General features: G+C 75.6%; 17 protein-coding genes. 13 read left to right on the plus strand and 4 right to left on the minus strand.

The window, feature by feature from the left end; all coding sequences use genetic code 11:
• The first annotated feature begins 88 nt into the window (after positions 1-88).
• From ACGF3H_RS00335 to cobI, 7 genes are read left to right on the plus strand one after another with little or no spacing between them, the layout of a single operon-like run.
• Positions 89-1,054, plus strand: a complete 966-nt coding sequence (locus ACGF3H_RS00335) for a cobalamin biosynthesis protein (RefSeq protein ID WP_362493861.1) — start codon at positions 89-91, stop codon at positions 1,052-1,054.
• Positions 1,051-2,559: a cobyric acid synthase gene (locus ACGF3H_RS00340; RefSeq protein ID WP_362493864.1), complete on the plus strand. Its 1,509-nt coding sequence runs from the start codon at positions 1,051-1,053 to the stop codon at positions 2,557-2,559. Before ACGF3H_RS00335 ends, ACGF3H_RS00340 begins: the two co-directional genes overlap by 4 nt.
• Complete coding sequence (gene cobN / locus ACGF3H_RS00345) at positions 2,556-6,221, plus strand: cobaltochelatase subunit CobN (protein ID WP_362493866.1); 3,666 nt, start codon at positions 2,556-2,558, stop codon at positions 6,219-6,221. The genes ACGF3H_RS00340 and cobN overlap by 4 nt, the downstream gene beginning before the upstream one ends.
• Entirely contained in the window at positions 6,218-8,239 is a 2,022-nt protein-coding gene (locus ACGF3H_RS00350) for a putative cobaltochelatase (protein ID WP_362493869.1), read from the plus strand. Before cobN ends, ACGF3H_RS00350 begins: the two co-directional genes overlap by 4 nt.
• Complete coding sequence (gene cobO / locus ACGF3H_RS00355; protein WP_362493872.1) at positions 8,239-8,847, plus strand: cob(I)yrinic acid a,c-diamide adenosyltransferase; 609 nt, start codon at positions 8,239-8,241, stop codon at positions 8,845-8,847. The genes ACGF3H_RS00350 and cobO overlap by 1 nt, the downstream gene beginning before the upstream one ends.
• The gene (locus ACGF3H_RS00360) at positions 8,841-10,286 is read left to right on the plus strand and encodes a cobyrinate a,c-diamide synthase (RefSeq protein WP_362493874.1); all 1,446 of its coding nucleotides are present in this window, start codon (positions 8,841-8,843) and stop codon (positions 10,284-10,286) included. The genes cobO and ACGF3H_RS00360 overlap by 7 nt, the downstream gene beginning before the upstream one ends.
• Positions 10,283-11,014: a precorrin-2 C(20)-methyltransferase gene (cobI, locus tag ACGF3H_RS00365; protein WP_362493877.1), complete on the plus strand. Its 732-nt coding sequence runs from the start codon at positions 10,283-10,285 to the stop codon at positions 11,012-11,014. Before ACGF3H_RS00360 ends, cobI begins: the two co-directional genes overlap by 4 nt.
• An 11-nt stretch (positions 11,015-11,025) precedes the next feature.
• On the opposite strand, the gene ACGF3H_RS00370 is transcribed toward cobI, so the two are convergent.
• Complete coding sequence (locus ACGF3H_RS00370) at positions 11,026-11,754, minus strand: ZIP family metal transporter (RefSeq protein WP_362493879.1); 729 nt, start codon at positions 11,752-11,754, stop codon at positions 11,026-11,028.
• Between the two features lie 86 nt (positions 11,755-11,840).
• On the opposite strand from ACGF3H_RS00370, the gene cobM reads away from it, so the two are divergent.
• The 6 genes from cobM to cobC are packed head-to-tail and all read left to right on the plus strand — an operon-like array spanning position 11,841 to position 18,140.
• Positions 11,841-12,677, plus strand: coding sequence for a precorrin-4 C(11)-methyltransferase (gene cobM / locus ACGF3H_RS00375; protein ID WP_362493881.1), 837 nt, complete (start codon positions 11,841-11,843; stop codon positions 12,675-12,677).
• Positions 12,674-13,909, plus strand: a complete 1,236-nt coding sequence (cbiE, locus tag ACGF3H_RS00380; RefSeq protein ID WP_362493884.1) for a precorrin-6y C5,15-methyltransferase (decarboxylating) subunit CbiE — start codon at positions 12,674-12,676, stop codon at positions 13,907-13,909. Before cobM ends, cbiE begins: the two co-directional genes overlap by 4 nt.
• Positions 13,906-15,588 carry a precorrin-3B C(17)-methyltransferase gene (cobJ, locus tag ACGF3H_RS00385; RefSeq protein WP_362493887.1) on the plus strand — a complete coding sequence of 561 codons (1,683 nt, stop codon included), beginning with the start codon at positions 13,906-13,908 and terminating at the stop codon, positions 15,586-15,588. The genes cbiE and cobJ overlap by 4 nt, the downstream gene beginning before the upstream one ends.
• On the plus strand, positions 15,585-16,169 hold the full coding sequence (locus ACGF3H_RS00390; RefSeq protein ID WP_362493890.1) for a precorrin-8X methylmutase: 585 nt from the start codon (positions 15,585-15,587) through the stop codon (positions 16,167-16,169). Before cobJ ends, ACGF3H_RS00390 begins: the two co-directional genes overlap by 4 nt.
• Positions 16,166-17,083: a sirohydrochlorin chelatase gene (locus tag ACGF3H_RS00395; RefSeq protein ID WP_362493893.1), complete on the plus strand. Its 918-nt coding sequence runs from the start codon at positions 16,166-16,168 to the stop codon at positions 17,081-17,083. Before ACGF3H_RS00390 ends, ACGF3H_RS00395 begins: the two co-directional genes overlap by 4 nt.
• Positions 17,055-18,140 carry an Rv2231c family pyridoxal phosphate-dependent protein CobC gene (gene cobC / locus ACGF3H_RS00400; RefSeq protein WP_362493895.1) on the plus strand — a complete coding sequence of 362 codons (1,086 nt, stop codon included), beginning with the start codon at positions 17,055-17,057 and terminating at the stop codon, positions 18,138-18,140. Before ACGF3H_RS00395 ends, cobC begins: the two co-directional genes overlap by 29 nt.
• 284 nt (positions 18,141-18,424) lie before the next feature.
• Here the strand turns inward: cobC and ACGF3H_RS00405 are convergent, their stop codons facing one another.
• The 3 genes from ACGF3H_RS00405 to ACGF3H_RS00415 form a co-directional block, all read right to left on the minus strand.
• The gene (locus ACGF3H_RS00405) at positions 18,425-19,357 is read right to left on the minus strand and encodes an SCO1860 family LAETG-anchored protein (RefSeq protein WP_362493898.1); all 933 of its coding nucleotides are present in this window, start codon (positions 19,355-19,357) and stop codon (positions 18,425-18,427) included.
• Positions 19,358-19,543: 186 nt separating this feature from the next.
• Positions 19,544-20,641: an amidohydrolase family protein gene (locus ACGF3H_RS00410; protein WP_362493901.1), complete on the minus strand. Its 1,098-nt coding sequence runs from the start codon at positions 20,639-20,641 to the stop codon at positions 19,544-19,546.
• Between the two features lie 9 nt (positions 20,642-20,650).
• Positions 20,651-21,226 carry a hypothetical protein gene (locus ACGF3H_RS00415; RefSeq protein WP_362493904.1) on the minus strand — a complete coding sequence of 192 codons (576 nt, stop codon included), beginning with the start codon at positions 21,224-21,226 and terminating at the stop codon, positions 20,651-20,653.
• Between the last annotated feature and the right edge of the window lie 45 nt (positions 21,227-21,271).

Raw genomic sequence — 21,271 nt, forward strand, 5'->3', positions numbered from 1 at the left:
TGAGTGAGGACATATCGCCATGCGCGGCTGCCGTTCCAGGCTCACCCGAGACGCACTTCCGCCGTCCCTCCGCACGGCAGGCTGAGCCGTGCGCGCCGAACGCGTCTTCGCGTACGGCGCCGCCGCCGGTCTTCTCGGCGACCTCCTCCTCGGCGATCCGCGCCGCGGGCACCCGGTCGCCGCGTTCGGCCGTGCCGCGGGCGCCGTGGAACGGGTGCTGTGGCGTGACCACCGGGGCTGGGGCGCGCTGCACACCGCCGTCTGCGCCGGTGGCGCCGTCGTCCTGGGGAGCGCCGCCGTGCGCGCCGTCCGCCCCTCCCCCGCCGCCTCCCTCGCGCTGACCGGCGCCGCCACGTGGGCCGTCGTGGGCGGGACCTCGCTGGCCCGGGAGGCCCGCGCCGTCGGGCGGGCGCTGGAGGCCGGGGACGTCGAGGCGGCCCGGGCCCGGCTGCCGCACCTGTGCGGGCGGGATCCGCAGGCGCTGGACGCCGACGGGATCGCGCGGGCCGTCGTGGAGTCCGTCGCCGAGAACACCTCCGACGCGGTCGTGGGCGCCCTGGTGTGGGGCGCCGTGGCCGGAGTGCCGGGGCTGCTCGGTTTCCGGGCCGTGAACACGCTGGACGCCATGGTCGGCCACAAGTCCGCCAGGTACCGCCGCTACGGCTGGGCCTCGGCCCGGCTCGACGACCTCGCCGGGTGGCCGGGCGCCCGGCTGACCGCCGTCCTGACCACCGTGGCCGGCGGCGATCCCCGGGGTGCCGTACGGGCCTGGCGTGCCGACGCCGCGCAGCACCCGAGCCCCAACGCCGGGCCCGTGGAGGCGTCCTTCGCGGGCGCCCTGGGCGTGCGGCTCGGCGGGACGCTCTCCTACGGCGGCCGGGTCGAACACCGGCCGGTGCTCAACGGGGCGGCGGGACGCGCCGTCCGGGCCGGGTCCGGCGACATCGAGCGGGCGGTGCGGCTGTCGAGCCGCGTGGGCTGGCTGGCGCTGGGCGTGTGCGCGGGCGCGCGGCTGCTCGTCCGCGGGGTCAGCAGGAAGGGACGTACGTCATGAACGGTGGCCTCCTCGTCGCCGGCACCACCTCCGACGCCGGCAAGAGCGTCGTCACCGCCGGGATCTGCCGCTGGCTGGTGCGCCGGGGCGTCAAGGTGGCGCCCTTCAAGGCGCAGAACATGTCGCTGAACTCCTTCGTCACCCGCGAGGGCGCCGAGATCGGGCGGGCCCAGGCCATGCAGGCGCAGGCGTGCCGCGTCGAGCCGACCGCGCTGATGAACCCGGTGCTGCTGAAGCCGGGCGGCGAGCAGAGCAGCCAGGTCGTGCTGCTCGGCAAGCCGGTCGGGGAGATGAGCGCCCGCGGTTACCACGGCGGGCGGCAGCGGCAGCTGCTCGGCACGGTCCTCGACTGCCTGGCCGAGCTGCGGGGCACGTACGACGCGGTGATCTGCGAGGGGGCGGGCAGTCCGGCCGAGATCAACCTGCGCCGGACGGACATCGTGAACATGGGGATCGCCCGGGGCGCCGGGCTCCCCGTCCTCGTCGTCGGCGACATCGACCGCGGGGGCGTCTTCGCGTCCTTCTTCGGCACGGTGGCCCTGCTGTCGCCCGAGGACCAGGCGCTGGTCGCCGGGTTCCTCGTGAACAAGTTCCGGGGCGACGTGTCGCTGCTGGAGCCCGGCGTCGACATGCTCCGGGACCTCACCGGGCGGCGGACGTACGGCGTGCTGCCCTTCCGGCACGGGCTCGGCATCGACGAGGAGGACGGGCTGCGGGTGTCCCTGCGCGGGACGGTGCGGGAGTCGGTCGTCGCGCCGCCGGTCGGCGAGGACGTGCTGCGGGTCGCCGTCTGCGCGGTCCCGCTGATGTCCAACTTCACGGACGTGGACGCGCTGGCCGCCGAACCCGGTGTCGTGGTGCGGTTCGTGGACCGGCCGGAGGAGCTGGCCGACGCCGATCTCGTGGTCGTGCCGGGGACGCGCGGTACCGTGCGGGCGCTCCGGTGGCTGCGGGAGCGGGGGCTCGCGGAGGCGATCGCGCGCCGGGCCGCCGAGGGCCGCCCCGTGCTCGGCGTCTGCGGCGGGTTCCAGCTCCTCGGCGAGCACATCGAGGACGAGGTCGAGTCCCGTGCCGGGCACGTGGACGGGCTCGGACTGCTGCCCGTGCGGGTGCGGTTCGCCCGCGGGAAGACCCTCACGCGACCCGTCGGCGAGGCCCTCGGGGAGCACGTGGAGGGGTACGAGATCCACCACGGCGTCGCCGAAATCGTGGGCGGCGAGCCCTTCCTGGACGGCTGCCGGGTCGGCCAGGTCTGGGGGACGCACTGGCACGGCTCGCTGGAGTCGGACGGCTTCCGGCGGGCGTTCCTGCGCGAGGTGGCCGCCGCCGCGGGCCGTCGCTTCGTGCCGGCCCCCGACACCTCGTTCGCCGCGCTGCGCGAGGAGCAGCTCGACCGGCTCGGCGACCTGATCGAACAGCACGCGGACACGGACGCGCTGTGGCGGCTCATCGAGTCCGGCGCGCCACAAGGACTGCCCTTCATTCCACCGGGAGCGCCCGCATGAGCACAGTGTTGTTGTTGTCGACCGCCGACACGGACCTGCTGGCGGCCCGCGCGTCGGACGCCGCCTACCGGATCGGCAACCCGACCCGGGTCGACGTGGGCGAGGAGCTGCCGGGGCTGGTCGAGGGCGCGGACATCGCCGTCGTGCGCCTGCTGGGCGGCAAGCGTGCCTGGGAGGACGGGCTCGCCGCGCTGAAGGCGTCCGGCGTCCCCACCGTGCTGCTCGGCGGGGAGTCCGTGCCGGACGCGGAGCTGATGGCCGAGTCGTCGGTGCCGGCCGGGGTCGTGGCGGAGGCGCTGCGCTATCTGGTCGAGGGCGGGCCGGACAACCTCACGCAGCTCGCCCGGTTCCTGTCGGACACGATGCTGCTGACCGGCGAGGGCTTCGACGAGCCGCGGAAGATGCCGGAGTACGGCGTCCACGGCTCCCGGACCGTCGTGGCCGGCCGCCCGACGGTCGGTGTGCTCTTCTACCGCGCCCACCAGCTGAGCGGCAACACCGCCTTCGTGGACACGCTGTGCGACGCGATCGAGGCGCGCGGCGCCAACGCGCTGCCCGTGTACTGCGGTTCGCTGCGCGGCGCGGACCCCGCGCTGTACGAGCTGCTGGGCCGGGCCGACGCCCTGGTCGCCACCGTCCTCGCCGCGGGCGGCACGCACGCCTCGCAGGCCTCGGCGGGCGGTGACGAGGAGGCGTGGGACATCGGCGCGCTGGCCGACCTGGACGTGCCGGTGCTGCAAGGGCTCTGCCTGACCTCGTCCCGCGCCGCCTGGGAGGCGTCCGACGCCGCGCTGTCCCCGATGGACGCGGCGATGCAGGTGGCCATCCCGGAGTTCGACGGCCGCCTGATCACGGTTCCGTTCTCCTTCAAGGAGCAGGGGCCGGACGACGTGCCCGTCTACGTGGCCGACCCCGAGCGGGCCGGCCGGGTCGCCGGGATCGCCGTGCGGCACGCGGCCCTCAAGCACAAGCCGAACGCCGGGAAGAAGCTCGCGCTGGTCTTCACCGCGTACCCGACCAAGCACTCCCGGGTCGGCAACGCGGTGGGGCTCGACACCCCGGCCTCCGCGGTCCGGGTCCTGGACGCGCTGCGGGACGCGGGGTACTCGCTGACCGACTACCCCTCCGGCGGCGACGAGCTGATCCACCGGCTCATCGAGGCGGGCGGGCACGACGTCGAGTGGCTGACCGAGGACCAGCTCGCCGCGGCGCCCGCGCGGGTGCCGCTGGCCGACTACCGGGCCTGGTTCGAGAAGCTGGACCCGGAGCTGCGGGACGCGATGACCGAGGCGTGGGGCGAGCCGCCGGGCTCGCTGTACGTCGACGGGGACGACATCGTGCTGGCCTCCCTGCAGTTCGGGAACGTCGTCGTCATGATCCAGCCGCCGCGCGGCTTCGGGGAGAACCCGATCGCGATCTACCACGACCCCGACATGCCGCCGTCCCACCACTACATGGCGGCGTACCGGTGGCTGGAGAACAGCTTCGGCGCCGACGCCGTCGTGCACATGGGCAAGCACGGCACGATGGAGTGGCTGCCGGGCAAGGGCCTCGGCCTGAGTGCCGGGTGCGCGCCGGACGCGGTGCTGGGCGACCTGCCGCTGATCTACCCGTTCATCGTCAACGACCCCGGCGAGGGCACCCAGGCCAAGCGGCGCGGCCACGCCACGGTGGTCGACCACCTCGTGCCGCCGATGGCCCGCGCCGACACCTACGGCGACCTGGCCAAGCTGGAGCAGCTGCTCGACGAGTACGCGCTCGTCTCCGACCTGGACCCGGCGAAGGCGCCGGCGGTCCGGGCGCAGATCTGGACGCTGGTCAAGGCGGCCGAGCTCCACCACGACCTGCACGTGGACGACCAGCCGGACGACGACGCGTTCGACGAGTTCGTCATGCACATCGACGGCTATCTGTGCGAGATCAAGGACGTGCAGATCCGTGACGGCCTGCACGTCCTGGGCGGCGGTCCGGTCGGCGAGCCGCGCGTCAACCTGGTGCTGGCGGTGCTGCGCGCCTCGCAGGTGTGGGGCGGGCAGGCGAACGCGCTGCCCGGTCTGCGGGCCGCGCTGGCCGCGCACTTCGGGCTGGCGGAGAAGGAACTGCTCGCCGAGCCCGGCGCTCCGGTGAAGGTGCCGGTGGAGCTGACGGACCTGGTCGAGGGCCCGAACCGCAGCGCCGCCGACGCGATCGACCTCCTGGAGCAGCTCTGCCGGCGCTTCGCGGAGGGCATGGAGGTCCAGGGGTGGGACGCGGCCGCCGTACCGGCCCTGGTGCGTGACGTGCTCGGCGCCGAACTGCCCGACGCGGTCGCCGTGCTGGAGTTCGCCTGCCGGGAGGTCGTGCCGCGGCTCGCCCGGACGACGGACGAGATCGGGCACATCCTGCGGGCGCTGGACGGCGGCTACGTCCCGGCGGGCCCGTCCGGCTCGCCGACCCGCGGTCTGGTCAACGTCCTGCCGACCGGCCGGAACTTCTACTCCGTCGACCCGAAGGCGATCCCGTCCCGGCTGAGCTGGGAGGTCGGCCAGTCCCTGGCGGACTCGCTGATCCAGCGCTATCTGGGCGACACCGGCGCATACCCGAAGTCCGTCGGCCTCACGGTGTGGGGCACGTCCGCGATGCGCACCCAGGGCGACGACATCGCCGAGATCCTGGCCCTGCTGGGCTGCCGTCCGGTGTGGGACGACGCCTCGCGCCGGGTCACCGGCTTCGAGATCGTGCCCCTGGCCGAGCTGGGCCGGCCGCGCGTCGACGTCACGGTCCGCATCTCCGGGTTCTTCCGGGACGCGTTCCCGCACGTGGTCGGGCTGATCGACGACGCGGTGCGGGCGGTGGCGGAGCTGGACGAGCCCGCCTCACAGAACTTCGTCCGCGCCCACGCCGACGAGGACACCGCCGAGCACGGCGACCGGCGCCGGGCCACGGCACGCGTCTTCGGCTCCAAGCCGGGCGCGTACGGCGCCGGTCTGCTGCCGCTGATCGACGCCCGCAACTGGCGCTCCGACGCGGACCTCGCCGAGGTGTACGCGGTGTGGGGCGGCTACGCCTACGGGCGCGGCCTCGACGGGCGGGCGGCGCGCGGCGACATGGAGACGGCGTTCCGGCGGATCGCGGTCGCCGCGAAGAACGTCGACACCCGCGAGCACGACCTCGTGGACGCCGACGACTACTTCCAGTACCACGGCGGCATGGTCGCCATGGTCCGGCACCTCACGGGCGCCTCCCCCGAGGCGTACGTCGGCGACTCCGCCACCCCCGACCAGGTGAAGACCCGGACGCTGGGCGAGGAGACCCACCGCGTCTTCCGGGCCCGCGTGGTCAACCCGCGCTGGATGGCGGCGATGCGGCGGCACGGCTACAAGGGCGCCTTCGAGATGGCGGCCACCGTGGACTACCTCTTCGGTTACGACGCCACGGCCGGTGTCGTGGACGACTGGATGTACGAGAAGCTCAGCGCCGAGTACGTGTTCGACGCGGAGAACCGGGACTTCATGAAGAAGTCCAACCCCTGGGCCCTGCGCGGCATCACCGAGCGGCTGCTGGAGGCGGCCGACCGGGGGCTGTGGGCGGAGCCGGACGCGGAGACGCTGGAGCGGCTGCGCGCCACCTATCTGGAGCTCGAAGGCGATCTCGAAGGCGACTCGGAGGGCGACGACAAGTGACCACCCCGTTCCCGTTCACGGCCGTCGTCGGCCAGGACGACCTGCGGCTCGCGCTGCTGCTGAACGCCGTGTCCCCGGCGGTCGGCGGCGTGCTGGTGCGCGGCGAGAAGGGCACCGCGAAGTCCACGGCGGTGCGCGCCCTGTCCGCGCTGATGCCGGAGGTCGACGTCGTCTCCGGCTGCCGGTTCTCCTGCGACCCGGACTCCCCCGACCCCGCGTGCCCGGACGGGCCGCACGGGACGGGCGCCTCCGGGTCGCGGCCGGCGCGGATGGTCGAGCTGCCCGTCGGCGCCTCCGAGGACCGGCTCGTCGGCGCCCTGGACATCGAGCGGGCGCTGTCGGAGGGCGTGAAGGCCTTCGAGCCCGGCCTGCTGGCCGACGCGCACCGCGGGATCCTGTACGTCGACGAGGTCAACCTGCTCCACGACCACCTGGTCGACCTGTTGCTGGACGCCGCCGCGATGGGCGCCTCGTACGTCGAGCGCGAGGGCGTGTCCGTGCGGCACGCCTCGAAGTTCCTGCTCGTCGGCACGATGAACCCCGAAGAGGGCGAACTGCGGCCGCAGTTGCTCGACCGGTTCGGGCTCACCGTCGAGGTCGCCGCCTCGCGCGAACCCGACCTGCGGGTGGAGGTCGTACGGCGCAGGCTGGCGTACGACGACGACCCGGCCGCCTTCGCCGCGCGCTGGGCCGGCGAGGAGGCCGCCGTACGGCAGCGCATCGTGGCGGCGCGGGAGCTGCTGCCGTCGGTGCGCCTCGGTGACGGGGCGCTGCGGCAGATCGCGGCGACCTGCGCGGCGTTCGAGGTGGACGGCATGCGCGCCGACATCGTGATGGCCCGGACGGCGACCGCGCTGGCGGCCTGGGCCGGGCGGACGGACGTGCTGGCGGAGGACGTGCGGCAGGCCGCGCTGCTGGCCCTCCCCCACCGGCGGCGGCGCAACCCCTTCGACGCGCCGGGGCTCGACGAGGACAAGCTCGACGAGACGCTGGAGGAGTTCGGCGGGCAGGACCAGGGCGACGGTGACGGTGACGGTGACGACGATCCGGACCCGGGTCCCGGCGGCGGCCCCGGTGGGCAGCCGGAGCCCGACGACGCGCCGCAGGGCGACGGCGACACCGCCGCGCGGCCCGAGGCCGGCGAGGGCGGGGAGCCGCAGGCTTCCGGGGGCGGCGCCGGCGAGCAGTCGCCCGTGCGGGCCGCCGAGCCGTTCCGGACGAAGGTGCTGAGCGTGCCCGGGCTGGGCGAGGGCGCCGCCGGGCGGCGTTCGCGGGCGCGGACCGAGCACGGGCGGACGACCGGGGCCCGGCGGCCGCGGGGTGCGCTGACCAAGCTGCACCTCGCGGCGACCGTGCGGGCCGCCGCCCCGCACCAGCGGGCGCGGGGGCGCAGCGGGCCCGGGCTGCTGGTGCGCAGGGACGATCTGCGCCAGGCGACGCGGGAGGGGCGTGAGGGCAACCTCGTGCTGTTCGTCGTGGACGCCTCCGGATCGATGGCGGCGCGGCAGCGGATGAGCGCGGTGAAGGGTGCCGTGCTGTCGCTGCTGCTGGACGCCTACCAACGGCGGGACAAGGTGGGGCTGGTGACCTTCCGGGGTTCGGCCGCCGACGTCGCCCTGCCGCCGACCTCCTCGGTGGACGCGGCCGCCGCGCGGCTCGAGTCGCTGCCGACCGGTGGCCGTACGCCGCTCGCGGCCGGGCTGCTGAAGGCGCACGAGGTGCTGCGCGTGGAACGGCTGCGGGACCCGGCGCGCCGGCCGCTGGTCGTGACGGTGACGGACGGCCGGGCGACCGGTGGCCCCGAGCCCGTCGCGCTGGCGGGGCGGGCGGCGCGGCTGTTCGCGGCCGAGGGCACCGCCTGTGTGGTCGTGGACTGCGAGACGGGACCGGTGCGGCTGGGGCTCGCCGGGCGCCTCGCGGGTGAACTGGGCGGTACGGCGGTGACGCTCGACGAGCTGCGGGCGGACTCCATCGCCGGGCTGGTGAAGGACGTACAGGCGAGCAGGAGGGCCGCGTAATGCCGAAGGGGCAGCCGAGTGTCGTGCCGGACGACGGTCTGACGACCCGTCAGCGGCGCAATCGTCCGCTGGTCGTCGTGCACACGGGCGTGGGGAAGGGCAAGTCCACCGCGGCCTTCGGGCTGGCGCTGCGGGCCTGGAACCAGGGGTGGCCCATCGGGGTGTTCCAGTTCGTCAAGTCGGCCAAGTGGAAGGTCGGCGAGGAGAACGCGCTGCGGGTGCTCGGCGCCGGCGGTGAGGGCGGGTCCGTCGACTGGCACAAGATGGGCGAGGGCTGGTCCTGGGTGCAGCGGGACCTCCAGGGTGACAACTCGACCAACGAGGAGAAGGCCCGGGAGGGCTGGGAACAGGTCAAGCGGGACCTCGCCGCCCAGACGTACAAGCTGTACGTGCTGGACGAGTTCGCCTACCCGATGCACTGGGGCTGGGTCGACACCGAGGAGGTCGTGTCCGTGCTGCGGGACCGGCCGGGGACGCAGCACGTCGTGATCACCGGGCGGAACGCGCCGGAGAAGCTGGTGGAGTTCGCGGACCTCGTCACCGACATGTCGAAGGTGAAGCACCCGATGGACACCGGGCAGAAGGGGCAGAGGGGCATCGAGTGGTGACCTCCTCCGTCCCCCGGCTGGTCGTCGCCGCTCCCTCCTCGGGCAGCGGCAAGACCACCGTCGCCACCGGACTGATGGCCGCGCTCGCCGCGCGGGGGCTCGCCGTGTCCCCGCACAAGGTCGGGCCCGACTACATCGACCCCGGGTACCACGCGCTCGCCACCGGGCGGGTGGGCCGCAACCTCGACGCGTACCTGTGCGGGCCCGAGCTGGTCGGGCCGCTGTTCCTGCACGGGGCGCGCGGGTGCGACATCGCCGTGGTCGAGGGCGTGATGGGGCTGTACGACGGGGCGGCGGGCGAGGGCGAACTCGCGTCCACCGCGCAGGTCGCCAAGCTGCTGCGGGCGCCGGTGGTGCTGGTCGTGGACGCGTCGTCGCAGTCGCGGTCGGTGGCGGCGCTGGTGCACGGGTTCGTGTCCTTCGACCCGGAGGTGCGGATCGGGGGCGTGATCCTCAACAAGGTGGGGTCCGACCGGCACGAGGCGCTGCTGCGGGATGCGTTGGATGCCGTGGGGGTGCCGGTGCTGGGGGTGTTGCGGCGGGCGCCGCAGGTGGATGTGCCGTCGCGGCATCTGGGGCTGGTGCCGGTCGCCGAGCGGCGGGCCTCGGCGGTGGAGGCGGTTGCGGCGATGGCGGCGCAGGTGGCCGACGGGTGTGATCTGGAGGCGTTGGTGGGGCTGGCGCGGGGGGCCGGTGCGCTGCCCTGTGCGGCCTGGGATGCGGCTGAGGCCTTGGTTTCCTCGCCCCCGCCGCCCCTTCCCGTCCCGTCCCCGGGGGCTGCCGCCCCCGGGCCCCCGCTTCGGCCCGGACGGCCTCGTCCTCAAACGCCGGACGGGCTGAAGCGCGTCGCCGTTGCCGGCGGAGCCGCGTTCACCTTCTCCTACACCGAGCACTCCGAGCTGCTCGCCGCCGCCGGGGCCGAGGTCGTCGCGTTCGATCCGCTGCGGGACGAGGAGTTGCCCGACGGGACCGCCGGGTTGGTGATCGGTGGCGGGTTCCCCGAGGTGTACGCCGCCGAGCTGTCGGCCAACGAGGGGCTGCGCAAGAGCGTGGCCGAACTCGCGCTGAGCGGTGCTCCCGTCGCCGCCGAGTGCGCCGGGCTGCTGTACCTGTGCCGGGAGCTGGACGGACTGCCGATGTGCGGGGTGCTGGACGCCTCCGCGCGGATGTCCGAGCGGCTGACCCTGGGCTACCGGGACGCCGTGGCCGTGAGCGACGGCGCGCTGGCCGCCGCGGGGACGCGGATGCGGGGGCACGAGTTCCACCGGACGGTCGTGGAGCCGGGTGCCGGTGCGGCGCCGGCGTGGGGGATGCGGGCGCCCGAGCGGCGCGTCGAGGGATTTGTGGAGCGCGGTGTGCACGCGAGCTATCTGCACACGCACTGGGCGTCCGAGCCCGGTGTCGCCCGTCGGTTCGTGGAGAGGTGCCGGACGTCATGAGCAGCAGGCTGATCGGAGTGGGGGTCGGCCCCGGGGACCCGGAGCTGGTGACCGTCAAGGGCGTCAACGCGCTGCGCGCCGCCGAGGTCGTCGTCGTCCCCGTGATGGACACCGGGGAGCGGGGCCGCGCCGAGGCGACCGTGCTGCACTACGTGGGCGCCGAGAAGGTCGTCCGGGTCGTGTTCGCGCTGAACGAGCGCACCGACCGGGGGCGGCGGGAGGCGGCGTGGGACGCGGCCGGGGAGCGGGTGGCCGCGCTGCTGCGGGCCCACGGGTCCGTGGCGTTCGCGACCATCGGCGATCCCAACGTGTACTCGACCTTCACCTATCTCGCCCAGACCGTCGGCGGGCTCGTGCCGGGCACCGTCGTGGAGACCGTGCCGGGCATCACCGCCATGCAGGACCTCGCGGCACGGTCGGGTGCCGTGCTGACGGAGGGCACGGAGCCGCTGACGCTGGTGCCGGTGACCGCCGGGGCCGCGGTGCTCAAGGACGCGTTGAACGGCCCGGGGACGGTCGTCGCCTACAAGTTCGGCCGGCAGGCGGCCGAGGTCGCCGAGGCGCTGCGGGAGACCGGGCGGCTCGACGACGCCGTGTGGGGTTCGGCGCTGGGGCTGCCGGAGGAGTCCGTACGGCCGGCCGGCGAGCTGGACGGGGCGCCGCTGCCCTATCTGTCGACGCTCATCGCGCCGGCCCGGCGCGAGGGCGGGCGGGGCGGCAAGCTGTGAGCGCGGACGCCTCACTCGGCGATGCCCACCACCAGCCAGATGAAGGCCGCGCCCGCGATCGTGCACAGCAGGGTCGACCGGGCGGGGTGCTCGTGGTGGGCCTCCGGCAGGATCTCGGCGGCGGCGAGATAGAGCAGGACGCCGCCGAAGAGGCCGAGATACCCGCCGAGCACGCCCTCCGGGATCGTGAACAGGAGCGTGGACGCCGCGCCGACGACGGGGGCCACGGCGTCGGCCACCAGCATGGCGACGGCCCGGCGGCGGGCGTTGCCGTACAGGCTGGTGAGCGTGTAGGTGTTGAAGCCGTCCGCGAAGTCGTGGGCGACCACGGCCATCGCGACCGCCGCGCCCATGCCGCCGCCGACCTGGAACGCCGCGCCGATCGCCACGCCGTCCATGGCGCTGTGCCCGACCATCGCGGCGGCGGCCGTCAGGCCCACCTCGGGCGTGCGGTGGCCGTGCTCCTCGGCGCCGTGCGCGGCGCGGCGGGCGGCCAGCAGGCGCTCCACCAGGTGGGCGAGCAGGAATCCGGCGACGAACAGCAGCAGTGCCGCCGGGACCCCGAACACTTCCCGGCCCGCCGCCTCGAGCGCCTCCGGCAGCAGGTCGAGACCGACCACACCCAGCATCAGGCCGCCGGCCAGGCCCAGGACCAGGTGGCGCCGGTCGGTCACGCGCTGCGCCGTCCAGCCGCCGGCCAGCGTCATCAGGAACGCGCCGAGCGCGACGAAGACCGCCATGGGCCCTTGGTATCCGATCACCCCGCGTTCACGCGCGTCCGACAGCAGCAACCGCAGTAAATATGCGCAGGAGAGGACCGATTCCCATGGACCCCATGGCCCCCACCGCCGGTACCGGTGCCGGCAAGGTGACCTTCGTCGGTGCCGGTCCCGGCGCCGCCGACCTGCTGACGTTCCGCGCCGCCCGCGCCATCGCCGAGGCCGACGTCGTGATCTGGGCGGCGAGCCTGGTCCAGGCCGAGGTCCTGCAGCACGCGCGCGAGGACGCGGAGGTCCTGGACTCGGCGACGATGTCGCTGGAGGACGTCGTCGCCGTCTACCGGCGGGCCCGCGAGGAGGGACTGCGGGTGGCCCGCATCCACTCCGGTGACCCGGCCCTGTGGGGCGGTACGCAGGAGCAGCTGGACCGGTGCGCGGAGATCGGCATCGCGACCGAGGTCGTGCCCGGCGTCTCCGCCTTCTCCGCGGTCGCCGCGCTCGCGCAGCGGGAGCTGACCATTCCGGAGGTCGCGCAGTCCGTCGTCCTCACCCGGCTCGGCGGCGGCAAGACGCCGATGCCGCCCGGCGAGGAGGTCCGCGAGTTCGCGAAGCACGGCACCACCATGGCGGTCTTCCTGTCGGCCGCGCGCAGCGGCCAGCTGGTGCGGGAGCTGCTGGAGGGCGGCTACCCGACCGACACGCCGGTCGTCGTCGCCTACCAGGCGACCTGGCCGGAGGAGCTGGTCGTCAGGTGCACGATCGGCACGCTGGAGGAGACCGTCAAGGAGCACAAGCTCTGGAAGCACACCCTGTTCCTGGTCGGCCCGGCGCTCGACGCGCGCGGCACCCGCTCGCACCTGTACCACCCGGGGCACTTCCACGGGTACCGCAGGGCTGACCCCGAGGCCCGCAGGGAGCTGCGCGCGCGGGGTGCGAGCACGTGATCACGGTGGTCGGGGCGGGAACCGGTGCCCCGCTGCCCGAGGACGTGGCCGACGGCGCGGAACTGGTCGTCGGCGGGCGGCGCCACCTGGACGCCGTACGGCTGCCGGAGGGCGTCGAGCGGGTGGTCCTCGGGGCGCTCGCGCCCGCCCTGGACACGGTCGCCCGGTACGTCGCGAAGGAGCGGCCGGTGCTCGTGCTGGCCTCCGGCGACCCGGGGTTCTTCGGGATCGTGCGGGCGCTGGCCGAGCGGTTCGGGCCGGAGCTGCTCGACGTGCGGCCCGGGGTGTCCTCGGTGGCGGCCGCGTTCGCGCGGGCCGGGCTGCCGTGGGACGACGCCGTGGTGGCCAGCGCGCACGGGCGCGACCTGCGGACGGCGGTGAACCTGTGCCGTGCCCACCCGAAGGTGGCGGTGCTGACCGGGCCGGGGGCGGGCCCCGCGGAGCTGGGGGCCGCCCTCGCGGGCGACGGGCGGGTGCTGGTCGTGGCCCGCGCGCTCGGCTCGGGCGAGGAGCGGGTGGAGCGGGTGACGCCCGCCGAGGCCGCCGTCCGGGACTGGGGTGCGGCGGTGAGCGTGGTGCTGTGCCTGGACGAGGCGCGGGCGCTGGGCCCGGTGCGCTCGGTGGCCGGGCCCCGGCCGGTGCCCGCCGGATGGGCGCTGGACGAGGCCGCGTTCGCCCACCGCGACTCGATGATCACCAAGTTCGAGGTGCGGGCGCTGGCGCTGGCGCGTCTCGGTCCGCGCCCCGGCGACCTGGTGTGGGACGTCGGCGCGGGCTCCGGGTCCGTGGCGGTGGAGTGCGCGCGGCTCGGCGCCGCCGTCACCGCCGTGGAGAAGACGCCGGACGGCGTCGGGCGCGTGCGCGCCAACGCCGCCGCCCACGGTGTCGACGTCCGGGTGGTGCACGGCGCGGCGCCGACGGTGCTGTCCGGTCTGGACGATCCCGACGCCGTGTTCGTCGGCGGCGGCGGGCGCGAGCTCCCGGCGATCGTCTCGGCCTGCGCGCGGCGCGCCCGGCGCGCGGTGGTCGTCGCGATGGCCGCGCTGGACCGGGTGCCGGCGGCCCGCGAGGCGCTGCTCGACGCGGGGCTGGAGTGCGACGGGGTGCTGCTCCAGTCGTCCCGGCTCGCGCCGCTGCCGGGGGACGTGACGCGGCTGGCGGCGACCAATCCCGTTTTCCTGCTGTGGGGCGTAAGGCCCTGCAGCCGTACCGAAGAAGGAGGGGCCCAGTGATCGGCCTCATTTCCGCCACCGCGGCGGGGGCTGCGGCGCGGGACCGGCTGGCCGCGGCGTGGCCGGACCGCACGCGCGTGTACGGGGGTCCCGTCGCGGACGCCGTACGGACCGCGTTCGCCGAGTGCGAGCAGCTCGTGTGCTTCCTGGCCACGGGGGCCGTGGTCCGGCTCGTGGCACCGCTGCTGGACGACAAGCGGACCGATCCGGGTGTGGTGTGCGTCGACGAGGGCGGGCGGTTCGCCGTGTCGCTGGTCGGCGGGCACGGCGGCGGCGCCAACGAACTCGCCCGCGCGGTGGGCGGGGTGCTGGGCGCCGAGCCGGTGGTGACGACGGCGACCGACGCCGTGGGGCTGCCGGGCCTGGACACCCTGGGGCTGCCCGTCGAGGGCGATGTCGCCGGGGTCTCCCGTGCCCTGCTGGACGGCGAGCCGGTGGCGCTGCGGGCCGAGGTGCCCTGGCCGCTGCCGCCGCTGCCCCTCGGTGCGGAGGGCGCGTACACGCTCCGGCTGACGGACCGTCTGGTGGAACCGGCCGAGCGGGAGGCCGTGCTGCGTCCGCCGTCCCTGGTCGTCGGCGTCGGCGCCTCCAAGGGGGCACCGGTGGACGAGGTGCTCGGTCTGGTGGAGGCGGCGCTGAGCGACGCCGGGCTGTCGGCGGCGTCGGTCGCCGCCCTGGCCACCGTGGACGCCAAGGCCGGGGAGCCCGGCATCGTCGGCGCGGCCGGGCGGCTGGGCGTGCCCCTGGTGACGTACGCCGCCGGGGAACTCACGGGCGTCGAGGTGCCCAACCCCTCCGACGCGCCGCTCGCCGCCGTCGGGACCCCGTCGGTGGCGGAGGCCGCGGCGCTGGTGGGCGGCGGCGAACTCCTCGTGCCCAAGCGGAAGTCGGCGGCGGTGCCCGCCATGGCGACCTGTGCCGTCGTACGGCGGCCGGGGCGCGGGCGGCTCGCGGTCGTCGGGCTCGGGCCGGGCGCCCGGGACCTGCTGACGCCGCGTGCGCTGGCGGAGCTGCGGCGGGCGTCCGTGCTGGTCGGTCTCGACCAGTACGTCGACCAGATCCGCGATCTGCTGCGGCCCGGCACCCGGATCCTGGAGTCGGGGCTCGGGGCGGAGGAGGAGCGGGCGCGGACGGCCGTGGCGGAGGCGCGGCGCGGGCAGGCGGTGGCGCTGATCGGCAGCGGGGACGCCGGTGTGTACGCCATGGCGTCGCCGGCGCTGGCCGAGGCGTCCGACGACATCGAGGTGGTCGGGGTGCCGGGCGTGACGGCGGCGCTGGCGGCCGGGGCGATCCTGGGCGCGCCGCTGGGCCACGACCACGTGTCGATCAGCCTGTCCGACCTGCACACGCCGTGGGAGGTCATCGAGCGGCGGGTGCGGGCGGCGGCCGAGGCGGATCTCGTCGTGACGTTCTACAACCCGCGCAGCCGGGGCCGCGACTGGCAGCTGCCGAAGGCGCTGGCGATCCTCGCCGGGCACCGGGAGCCGGCGACGCCGGTCGGTGTCGTCCGCAACGCCTCCCGTGCCGACGAGTCCAGCCGCCTGACCACGCTGGCGGCGCTGGACCCGGCGAGCGTCGACATGATGACGGTCGTGACGGTGGGCAACACCGCGACCCGCGAGATCGCGGGGCGCATGGTCACCCCGCGCGGCTACCGCTGGCAGGAGGGCTCCCGGTGAACCGTGTGGTCCACCCCATCGAGGAGGAGTCCTACCGGCGGCTGCGCGCCCGCCTGGACACCTCGCACTTCCCCCCGCTCACCCGGTCGGTGGTGGAGCGGGTCGTCCACTCCGCCGCCGACCTGGAGTACGCGACCGACCTGGTCATGGACGAGGGCGAGCTGGCGACGGCGCACGCGGCGCTGCACGCCGGGGCGCCCGTCGTCGTGGACGTCGAGATGGTCGGCGCGGGCATCACCCGGCGGCAGACCGTCTGCCGGCTGAAGGACGCCGTCGCCGGGCCGGGGCTGACCCGCTCGGCGCACGGCATGCGGCTGGCGTACGAGCAGGTCGGGCCCGGCGCCCTGTGGGTGATCGGGAACGCGCCGACCGCGCTGGAGGAGTTGCTGACCCTGGACGCCTCCCCCGCGCTCGTCGTCGGACTGCCCGTCGGTTTCGTCGGGGCGGTCGAGTCCAAGGCCGCGCTGCGCGAGAGCGGGCTGCCGGCCGTGAGCAACGTGTCCGAGAAGGGCGGGTCGGCGGTGGCCGCCGCCGCGCTCAACGCCCTGCTGTACCACCCGATTTCCGAGGAGAACCTGTGACCACCCCGCCCGCCCTGCTCATCGCCGGCCACGGCACCCGGGACGAGGCCGGAGCCGAGGCGTTCCGCGACTTCGTGCGCGAGCTCGGCCGCCGCCACCCCGAACTGCCCGTCGCGGGCGGCTTCATCGAGCTGTCCCCGCCGCCGCTGGGCGAGGCGGTCGCCGAGCTGGTGGAGCGGGGCGTGCGCCGGTTCGCCGCGGTGCCGCTGATGCTGGTGTCCGCCGGGCACGCGAAGGGCGACATCCCGGCGGCGCTGTCCCGCGAGAAGGAGCGCCACCCCGGCATCTCGTACACCTACGGGCGTCCGCTGGGCCCGCACCCGTCGCTGCTGCGGGTGCTGGAGCGACGGCTGGCGGAGGCCGTGGATCCCTCGTGGGACCCCTCCGAGGTGACCGTGCTGCTGGTGGGGCGCGGTTCGACGGACCCGGACGCCAACGCCGAGGTGTTCAAGGCGGCGCGGCTGCTGTGGGAGGGCCGCGCTTACGCGGGCGTGGAGACGGCGTTCGTGTCGCTGGCGCAGCCGGACGTGCCGGGCGGCCTGGACCGGTGCGCGCGGCTGGGCGCCGGGCGGATCGTGGTCCTGCCGTACTTCCTGTTCACCGGCATCCTCCCGGACCGGGTCAGGCACCAGACGGAGCAGTGGGCCGCCGCGCACCCGGAGACCGAGGTGCGGTCGGCGGACGTCATCGGGCCCGAGCCGGAGCTGCTCGACCTGGTGTGGGAGCGGTACGAGGAGGCGGTGAAGGGCGATCTGCGGATGAACTGCGACTCCTGCGTGTACCGGATCGCGCTGCCCGGCTTCGAGGACAAGGTGGGGCTGCCGCAGCAGCCGCACTTCCACCCCGACGACGACGGTCATCACCACCACGGGCACCATCACGGGCATGGACACGCACACTCCCATGCACAGTGAGCCCGGCGGCCTCGACCTGCGGCACCACGGGGACGCCGAGGTGCGGGACGACGGTTCGGCGCTGGTGGACCTTGCGGTGAACGTCCGCGCGGGCACGCCCCCGGCGTGGCTGCGCGAGCACGTGGCCGGCTCGCTCGGCTCCCTCGCGGCCTACCCGGACGGGCGGGCCGCGCGGGCGGCGGTGGCGGTGCGGCACGGGCTGCCGGTGGAGCGGGTGCTGCTGACGGCGGGCGCGGCGGAGGCGTTCGTGCTGCTGGCGCGGGCGCTAAAGGTGCGCCGGCCGGTGGTGGTGCACCCCCAGTTCACGGAGCCGGAGGCGGCGCTGCGGGACGCGGGGCACACGGTCGGCCGGGTGCTGCTGCGGGAGGAGGACGGCTTCCGGCTGGACCCGGCGGCCGTCCCGGAGGACGCCGACCTGGTGGTGGTCGGCAACCCGACGAATCCGACGTCGGTGCTGCACCCGGCGGACGCGGTCGCCCGGCTCGCCCGTCCCGGGCGGACCCTGGTCGTGGACGAGGCGTTCATGGACGCGGTGCCGGGTGAGCGGGAGGCGCTGGCCGGGCGGACGGACGTGCCCGGGCTGGTCGTCCTGCGCAGCCTCACCAAGACGTGGGGGCTGGCGGGGCTGCGCATCGGGTACGCGCTGGCGGCCCCGGAGACGGTCGCCGACCTGGAGCGCGCCCAGCCGCTGTGGCCCGTGTCCACGCCCGCGCTGGCGGCGGCCGAGGCGTGCGTGGCGCCGCGCGCGCTGGCGGAGGCGGCCCACGCCGCCCACCGCATCGCCGCGGACCGGGCTCATCTCGTCGCCGGGCTGCGGCGGTTCGCCCCCGCCGGGGTCCGGGTCGCCGGGCCCGCCGAGGGCCCCTTCGTCCTGGTCCGCCTGCCGGACGCGGCGGCCGTACGGCACCGGCTGCGTGCCCTCGGGTACGCGGTGCGGCGCGGGGACACGTTCCCGGGCCTGGGCGTGGACTGGCTGCGGCTGGCGGTACGGGACCGGACGACGACGGACGGCTTCCTGGCGGCACTGGAGCGGGCGCTGCCGGCACCGGCCGCCTGAGGCGGGGAGCCCCGGCGGGACGGGCCCGGCGGCTGCGGTGCGGCGCCCGCGGCCGCCCCTCCCCCTTCGGCTGCGGCACGGCCACCCGGGACCCGTCCGCCGAACGGGCCGACGAAGGCGTCCCCTTGCGCCGGGCCCGGCTCAGGGCCGGTCGGTCGCACCACGCGGTCGGCCCGCCGCCCCGGCCGCCGGGCCTCCCCGCCCGCTCCACCGGCCGTCGGCGCCCCCGTCGCCGCACGGTCCGGGCCCCGTCCGGCGCCCCGCGCCGTGGTCGGCCGCGGTGGTCAGCCGCGCCTGCGCCGGGCCACGACCAGGGCTCCGCCGCCCGCCAGGACCAGCGCGGCGGCGCCGGCCGCGAGGTACGGGGTGGTCGAGCTGCCGCCGGTCTCGGCCAGGTCGGCCTCGGCGGGGGCGCCCTGGGGTTTCACGTCCGCGGCCGGTTCGGCGGGCGCCTCCTCCGCCTTCGCCGGGGGCTGTCCGGCCTCGGCCGGCGGGGCTGCCGGGGACTCGCAGGCGGCGCTCGCCAGGGTCAAGGTGCCGTCGACCTCGGCCACGCCCAGGTTCAGCGGGTCGACGTGCACCGTGAGCCGCAGTGCGGTGGCGGCGGCCGTGCGCGAGGTGGTCTCCGTCGTCGACAGGTCGAGCCGCACCTCGCCGACGCCGGGCACCTTCACGTCCGTCGTCCCGCCGGTGGTCAGCGTGACCTTCTTGCCGAGCACCGTCACCGCGCCCAGCAGGTCGGAGGAGGCGACGGGCTTCCTGCCCGCCTCGCAGGTGGCCGTGGAGGTGACCTGCTCGACCTCGACGACCGACAGCAGCGGCAGGCCGGGGACGTGGAGCCGGGCCCGGGCCAGCTCGGTGCGGCCCTCCGCCTTGTCCGCCGTCGTCGTCGCCTCGGCGTCGGCCACGTCGGCACGCAGGACGCTGAAGGGCTTGCCGCCCTCCACGCCGTCCAGGCGGGCGGTCAGCGCGGTCTTCCGGGCGCTCTCGGGCGCCTGCACCTCGTTGAGGGTGACCGTGAGCGGGACCTTCACGGTCTTGTTGAGCAGGGACACGTCGAGGTCGGTGCGCAGGACGCCGGCGCTCGCGCGGCCGTGGTCGCCGGTCGCGTGGGCGGTGCCCGCGCCGGCCAGGACCGCGGGACCGGCGGCGAGGGCCGTGGCCGCCATGACGGTGACGAGGCGGCGGGCGGGCATGCGGAAGGTGTTGCCGTTCAAGGTGGTGGGACCCCCAGTAAGACATGCGTGCGGAACACGCATGAGCGACATGCTTGGGACCCGGAAAGGATGTCCCCGTCCGCACCCAACCGTCAGCGATCCAGGGGCACTTCACCCCTTCGTGGGGCTTCCGCCAGCCTTTTCGAATCCCGGGGCACGGGTGTTCCCCGGCGTCACCCGTGCCGGCTATCCGACGACCCGCCCGTTGAGCACCACGCGGCGCGGAGCGCCGAGCACGCGCACGTCCGCGCGCGGGTCCTGCTCGTACACCACCAGGTCCGCCGGCGCGCCCTCGTCCAGGCCGGGCCTGCCGAGCCAGCGCCGGGCCGCCCAGGTCGTCGCGGCGAGGGCCTCGACGGGCGGGATGCCGGCGGTGACCAGCTCGGCGACCTCCGCGCCCGCCAGGCCGTGGGCCAGGGCGCCGCCCGCGTCGGTGCCGACGAAGACCGGGATCCCGGCGTCGTAGGCGTTGCGGACGGTGTCGTAGCGGCGGGCGTGCAGCCGGCGCATGTGGTCCGACCAGCGCGGGAACCGGCTTTCGCCGCCCTTGGCCAGGGCGGGGAACGTGGCGATGTTGACCAGGGTGGGGACGATGGCGACGCCCCGCTCGGCGAAGAGGGGGATCGTGTCGTCGGTCAGGCCGGTCGCGTGCTCGACGCAGTCGATGCCGGCCTCGACCAGGTCGCGCAGCGAGTCCTCGGCGAAGCAGTGGGCGGTGACGCGGGCGCCCAGCCGGTGTGCCTCGGCGATGGCGGCCTCGACGGCACCGCGCGGCCAGCAGGCCGAGAGGTCGCCGAGGTCGCGGTCGATCCAGTCGCCGACCAGCTTGACCCAGCCGTCGCCGCGCCGGGCCTCCTGGGCGACGTAGGCCACGAGGTCCTCCGGCTCCACCTCCCAGGCGTAGTTGCGGATGTAGCGGCGGGTGCGGGCGATGTGCCGGCCGGCGCGGATGATCTTCGGGAGGTCCTCGCGGTCGTCGATCCACCGGGTGTCGGACGGCGAGCCGGCGTCCCGGATGAGGAGGGTGCCCGCGTCCCGGTCGGTCAGCGCCTGCTTCTCGGCGACGTCCCCGGGCACGGCGCCGTGCTGGTCGAGGCCGACGTGGCAGTGGGCGTCGACGAGGCCGGGCAGCGCCCAGCCCTCGACGGTGCGGACTTCCCCGGCCCCGGTGGGGCGGTCGTAGGAGATCCGGCCGTCGATGACCCACAGCTCGTCGCGGACGTCCTCGTCCCGCGGTCCGACGAGCACCCGACCCTTCACGTGCAGCACCGTGCGATCGCTCATGCCCGCACCTTAGACGGGGCCGGCGGGGCCGTTCGAGTGGCCGGTCACCGGCCGCCGTCCCGCTCGGGGGTGCCGCTCGGTCGCCCATCCGGCCGCGACGGCGGCGACGGTGGTCAGGGCGAGGACGGCGAGGACGGGGTTGACGTAGCCGGGGACGTCGGCGGAGGCGTAACCGTCGCCGTCACCGGTCTCGCAGCGGAAGCGGAGGGGCAGGTAGGAGACCGAGTAGTCGACGACCCGTCCGGACAGCTCCGGGGACACGCCGGCACGGCAGGGCCGCATCGGCGAGGAGCCCGCGCCGCCGTCCTCCGCCCCCATGACGGCGGATCCCACGCACAGCGCGCCCCAGACCCAGAGCAGGGCGGCGGCCCCGCCGGCGACCGCGGCGGCGACGCGGAAGGGGGCGCCCGGCCTGCGCGGCGCGGGGGCGCCCGGAGGGCCCGCCGCCGGGTACGGACGGCGGGGATACGTGCCGGTACCCCGGCCGAGGACTACGGCCGCCAACACCGCGACGAGGACGAGCAGCAGGACGATCACGGGGACAGTCCACCATCCGGAGATGACCGTGGCTGTGGCGGAAGCCACGATTCCGGGCGTGGGGGTGTCGCAACGGACGGCCTCCCCCGCGAG

Source organism: Streptomyces sp. NPDC048185, assembly GCF_043202495.1.
GTDB lineage: Bacteria > Actinomycetota > Actinomycetes > Streptomycetales > Streptomycetaceae > Streptomyces.

Excerpts from the sequence above, each read along its gene's own strand:
- ACGF3H_RS00340 (WP_362493864.1), top strand. The coding sequence starts at position 1,051 with ATGAACGGTGGCCTCCTCGTCGCCGGCACCACCTCCGACGCCGGCAAG.
- cobN (WP_362493866.1), top strand. The coding sequence starts at position 2,556 with ATGAGCACAGTGTTGTTGTTGTCGACCGCCGACACGGACCTGCTGGCG.
- cobO (WP_362493872.1), top strand. The coding sequence starts at position 8,239 with ATGCCGAAGGGGCAGCCGAGTGTCGTGCCGGACGACGGTCTGACGACC.
- cobI (WP_362493877.1), top strand. The coding sequence starts at position 10,283 with ATGAGCAGCAGGCTGATCGGAGTGGGGGTCGGCCCCGGGGACCCGGAG.
- ACGF3H_RS00370 (WP_362493879.1), bottom strand. The coding sequence starts at position 11,754 with ATGGCGGTCTTCGTCGCGCTCGGCGCGTTCCTGATGACGCTGGCCGGC.
- cobM (WP_362493881.1), top strand. The coding sequence starts at position 11,841 with ATGGACCCCATGGCCCCCACCGCCGGTACCGGTGCCGGCAAGGTGACC.
- cobC (WP_362493895.1), top strand. The coding sequence starts at position 17,055 with ATGGACACGCACACTCCCATGCACAGTGAGCCCGGCGGCCTCGACCTG.
- ACGF3H_RS00410 (WP_362493901.1), bottom strand. The coding sequence starts at position 20,641 with ATGAGCGATCGCACGGTGCTGCACGTGAAGGGTCGGGTGCTCGTCGGA.